The sequence below is a fragment of the Roseateles sp. P5_E11 genome (assembly GCF_054049355.1).
The window spans coordinates 1-4,718 of the sequence record NZ_JBFUMO010000460.1; the positions used below are offsets into that span (position 1 = coordinate 1).

Consider the following 4,718-nt stretch of genomic DNA (forward strand, 5'->3'; position numbering starts at 1 on the left):
CTGCAGCAGCTCGGCCTGCAGCTCTAGTGGCACATGGCGGTTGCCGAGGTGGTAGGCGGCGCGCAGCAAATCAAATGCGGAGCCGTGCTCTGCGCAGAAACGCACCTGCAGCACGGGCTGGGGGGCGGCGATGACGCGCAGCAGGGAGCCGTCTTCACCCACAAGCACGTCGCCGCCGCGCAGCGCCGTGCCGCGGGGCAGCACCACAGCCACTTCGCGACCGGAACTGTCAGTCGCGCCGAATCGGCTCTTGCTGCGGGTGTCCCAATCGAGTTCGAGAGCCGGAGAGCGCTTGAGCAGCACGGCGGCAAGGCCACCGCCTTGGGGGAGACGTTTGGAGAAGGTGTGCATGATGGTTTCGGAGGGCAGCTGGTTAGTATTGTCAACGCGGTCACCCACAGGAGCGGCAAGCATGGACATCGTTCAACTCGTAGAAGCCGAGGGCTCGCTCGGCTTTGTGCTTCCCGACGCCGTGCTGACGCGCCTGAATCTCGCCGAAGGTGACGTCATGCTGCTGACCGAGACGCCCACGGGCATTCGACTCACGCGAGCCAATGCCGCAATGACCGAGCCGCAACCCGACTCCGTTCCACCACCTTGACTCCCCAATGACCGCGCCCACACTCGAAACCCTCACCGTCTCCGTCCAGGACCACATCGCTACCGTCCGCCTGAACCGGCCGGACAAGGCCAACGCGATGAACGCGGCGATGTGGCAGGACATCCGCCGCGCCTTCGACTGGATCGACGGCCAGCCGGAAGCTCGTGTGGCCGTGCTGGAAGGCGAAGGCAAGCACTTCACCGCGGGCATCGACCTGGCCATGATGATGGGCATCGCCCCGCAGATCGAAGACCCCTGCGACGGCCGCACCCGCGAGGGCCTGCGCCGGGTCATCCTGGACATGCAGGACACCCTCACCAGCCTGGAGCGCTGCCGCAAGCCCGTGCTCGCGGCCATCCACGGTGCCTGCGTGGGCGGCGGCATCGACCTGATCTGCGCCGCCGACATGCGCTACTGCAGCGGCGACGCCTATTTCTCCATCAAGGAGATCGACATCGGCATGGTGGCCGATGTCGRCACGCTGCAACGCCTGCCCAAGCTCATCGGCTCGCAGGGCCTGGTGCGCGAGCTGGCCTACACGGGCCGGCGCGTGGAGGCGGCCGAGGCACGCGAGATCGGTCTCGTCAATCGCGTGTTCGACAGCCGCGAGGCGCTTGGGGTTGGCGTGCGCGAGATCGCCGCGACGATTGCGTCCAAGTCGCCGCTGTCCATCCGCGGCACCAAGGAGCAGCTGAACTACGCCCGTGACCACTCGGTGGCCGACGGCCTCAACTACATCGCGACTTGGAACGCCGCGATGTTGATGAGCGAGGACCTGACCAAGGCCATGATGGCCGGCAAGGGCGCGGTGCCCTCTTTCCGCAATTGAGCGCGAACGCAGCGGACGCCGGTACCGCCACGTTCTACGACGGCTACGCCACCCAGTTGGCCGCCACCGAGGCCAGTCGCAGCGCGATGCTGCCCCTTCTCGAAGCCGCTTTGCCGCCGGGCGCCTGGGTGCTGGACGTCGGCTCGGGCTCGGGCCGGGACGTGGCGGCGCTGCAGCAGGCCGGGTTCGAGGCCTTCGGCGTGGAGCCCAACGCCGCCATGCGCGAAACCGCGCTGCGGCTGMGGCCCGGCCTTGCCGGACGGCTGCGCGACGCCAGCCTTCCCCAACTGGGCACGCCCTTCTCGGACTGCTGCCCCCAGGGCTTCGACGCCGTGGCGTGCAGTGCCGTGCTGATGCACATCGCGCCCACCGACCTGCCCGGCGCACTGGCTTCGCTCGCTCGGCAGCTTCGCCCTCTCGCCGCAGGCGACGTGGCCCGCTGCCGGCCCGCACTGCTGATTGCCCTGCCGGAAATGAACTCCGGCCAGTTGAATGGTGACCGCGACGCCGATGGCCGTCGGTTCCACAACCACGCCCCGGCCACGGTGCAGCGGCAGCTCACCGAGTTGGGACTGATGCTGGAGAGCAGCAGCGTCAACGACGCGGTGCTGGCCAGCACCGACACGCGCTGGCACATGCTGGTGTTCAGGCGGATCTGAGCGCGTCGCGAAGAGCTTCGCCATTGCGACGCGGCTCGTCATCGCAGATGTTCATTCCAGCACCCGATCAGGCAACAATTCCTGCGTGGATCGAGGCCCGCTGTGACAGCCCGCCGACCGGATTCGTTCACCCAGGGAGAACCGCGTGGATTTCGCTCAATGGCAGCACCGCCCGGGCAGGCGCTTCACCGGCATCGGCGTCGTGGTGCTGCTGCATCTCGTGCTGGGTTGGGTCTTGGTCAGCGGCCTGGCGCACCACATCGTCCAGGTGGCCCGGCAGGCCCCTGTGGAGATCAAGCTCATCCAACCAGAAACACCGCCGCCGCCATCGCCGAAGATGGCCTTGCTGCCACTGCCCACCTTGTCTCCCCCACCGCCGCGCTTCATACCGCCGCCCGAAGTGCAGGTGACGCAGCCGCCGGAGACGACCGTCGCCGCCGCAGCCATCCCCCAGCCTTCGCCTGGCGCGGGCACTGAAGCGGCACCACAACCAGGCCGGGGCCAGCCGGGAGGCGCGCTGGTGCGCACACCGCTGCAACTGGACTTCAGCAAGTGCGGCTCACCGGCCTATCCCGACATCGACGTGCAAGGCACGACGATGGTCGTCTTCACGATGGACATCTCCGGCGCCATCTCTGAAGCGCGCGTGGTCGAGTCCAGCGGCCCGTCACGCAGGCACAAGGTGCTCGACAGACTGGCCGTCACCTTCGTGCTTTCCTGCAAGGGCACGCCCGGCACGGTGAATGGCAAGCCCGTTACGCTGCGCGGCATCACGCCCATCACCTGGAACCTGAAGGACTGAGAAGCCGGCTTTGGCTAGGACGGGCGGGCCTGCCCGCGTGCGTTGGCCATCCAGCGTCCCTCGTGCCGCGCCGCGCTGAATCCCGTGGCTAATTCCTTTTCGTGCTGTCCGGCGCGAGCTTGCGCCGCCTCATGGCTTCCATGCGCAGCCCCTGCGCGGCAGCAATCAGTTGGCTCTGCTGCGCGGGCTTCCCAGCGCTAAGCGCCATGGTCTCGAGGAAGGCTGCCGAGGCTTCCGCGTTGGAGATGAACTCCACGCTTTGCAGCGTGTCCTTCTTGTCGATGGTCCACTCCTTGAACGGCGCGTCGGGCGCTGGGTTGCGACGCATCTCCGCAAGGATGTCGCCGCGGGTCACGCCCGCTTCGAGGCGGCCCTGCCACTGCTTGGCCCATTGGGCCGAAGGCTCGTCGCGCACGTTCTGCGCCAGCGAAACGAGCGTATGGTGGGCCTCATCCGCATTGCCGGCATAGGCGTAGGCCAGCGCAGCGGAGCGCGCGAGCGCGTCGACTTCGCGTGCGGTCTGCCAGGCCGAGATGACACCCTCCAGCGCTGCGCTGTCCGGGGCATCCGTGGCGGCCACCTCGGTCTTGAAGGCGGCCAAGGCAGCTTCCGGCGATTGCGGGTTCAAGCCGCGGGCGCGCTGCAGGTGGCCCTGAGCAGCCTGGAGATAGGCGCGCTTGGCATCGCCCTCGTTGCGCTCGGCCAGGCGCAGGTTCGCCATGCCCAGCAGATAGCGGGYCTCGAAATTGGCGTCCTCCCCTTGCAGCACGGCGTTCAGCGCCGGCAGGGCGTCCTGCGGGTTGCCCCAGTCRATCTGCGCCCGGCTCAAGGTGAGGCGGGCCAGGTCGTCGTTCGGGAACTGCGCCGCCAGCCCTGCGACCTTCTTCAACAGCGCCTCCCCGGCTGGCCGGCTCGGGCACGCCTTCAAGGCGGCATCCGCCAGCACGAATTCGCCCGCCGCACGGGGCAGCGCATGAAACCTCACCCGGCTGGCGGGCAGCGATGGGAGTGCCACACGCAGGGCATCCGTGCCCCGAAGGCTGTACCGCCACATCACCTGCCCGATCTCGGATGCCTTCAGGCCGTAGGCCCGCTCGAAGGCCGTCGTCGGGGAGGCGCCGCGGTCGACGAGCCCGAGATAGCGGTTCAGGCGCTGGCGCCTTTCTTCCGAGGACAGCATGTAGTGCGTCAACAGCCAGGACTTCGCCTCGAACTCCAGGCGCGCCCCGCCCGGTCCGGCATAGTTGTGGGCGTTGGCGAGCTTCTCCTCCAGGACGTCGCCATATTCCAGGCTGGATACCCGGTTGTCTCTGACAAGTCGCAGGTAGCCACCGATCTCCTTCGGCACCCGGCCCACCACCATCTGCTTTTCCGAGAATCGCGCGGCGGAGAAGTACTGCGCAAAGCCGTCGACGAACGACGTCGGGACGCGGATGTCCGTGTGGCGATAAAGGAAGTGCCGCGCATACGCCTCGAAGACATAGGACAGGGTGTCGTCCAGCGGTGAACGGTCGAGTTGCTCGTCGGCGAGGCTGGGGACGCGTTCCAGATGCACGCCGAATCCCTGGACGCCGGAAGCGCAACTGCTGTACAGGCCCACGGCATCGGCCGGCACGCTGGCGTCGACCTCACGCAGGGCCGAGACCCGGCTGTGGTAGTACAGCGTCAGCTTCGGTTCCTGCTGGTCGGCCTTGCCATTGGTTTGATGATTAGGCCGGGTGTACAGGCGCAGCAGATGGTCGAGCTTTTCCAGGTTGTCCAGCAGCTGGGTGACGTCTTCCTGGTTGGCGTCGGAGTACACGACGAAGCGCTGGCTTTCGGCCCGGA

Annotated in this window: 5 protein-coding genes and 1 pseudogene; 4 read left to right on the forward strand and 2 right to left on the reverse strand. The window is 67.5% G+C overall.

The features are described from left to right. Positions 1 to 351, reverse strand: a pseudogene (locus tag ACXJKR_RS24545) (urease accessory protein UreE); the annotation flags it as partial. Positions 352 to 412: 61 nt separating this feature from the next. Here ACXJKR_RS24545 and ACXJKR_RS24550 point away from each other — a divergent pair. The 4 genes from ACXJKR_RS24550 to ACXJKR_RS24565 all read left to right on the forward strand — a co-directional run bounded on the left by ACXJKR_RS24550 (position 413) and on the right by ACXJKR_RS24565 (position 2,891). Continuing rightward, entirely contained in the window at positions 413 to 601 is a 189-nt protein-coding gene (locus tag ACXJKR_RS24550) for an AbrB/MazE/SpoVT family DNA-binding domain-containing protein (protein ID WP_457325041.1), read from the forward strand. A 7-nt stretch (positions 602 to 608) separates the two neighbouring features. After that, positions 609 to 1,430 carry a crotonase/enoyl-CoA hydratase family protein gene (locus ACXJKR_RS24555; RefSeq protein WP_457325042.1) on the forward strand — a complete coding sequence of 274 codons (822 nt, stop codon included), beginning with the start codon at positions 609 to 611 and terminating at the stop codon, positions 1,428 to 1,430. After that, positions 1,427 to 2,089, forward strand: a complete 663-nt coding sequence (locus tag ACXJKR_RS24560; protein ID WP_457325043.1) for a class I SAM-dependent methyltransferase — start codon at positions 1,427 to 1,429, stop codon at positions 2,087 to 2,089. Before ACXJKR_RS24555 ends, ACXJKR_RS24560 begins: the two co-directional genes overlap by 4 nt. A 145-nt stretch (positions 2,090 to 2,234) precedes the next feature. Further along, on the forward strand, positions 2,235 to 2,891 hold the full coding sequence (locus ACXJKR_RS24565; protein WP_457325044.1) for an energy transducer TonB: 657 nt from the start codon (positions 2,235 to 2,237) through the stop codon (positions 2,889 to 2,891). Between the two features lie 88 nt (positions 2,892 to 2,979). On the opposite strand, the gene ACXJKR_RS24570 is transcribed toward ACXJKR_RS24565, so the two are convergent. Continuing rightward, on the reverse strand, positions 2,980 to 4,718 hold a 1,739-nt coding region (locus ACXJKR_RS24570), incomplete at its 5' end, for a hypothetical protein (RefSeq protein WP_457325045.1).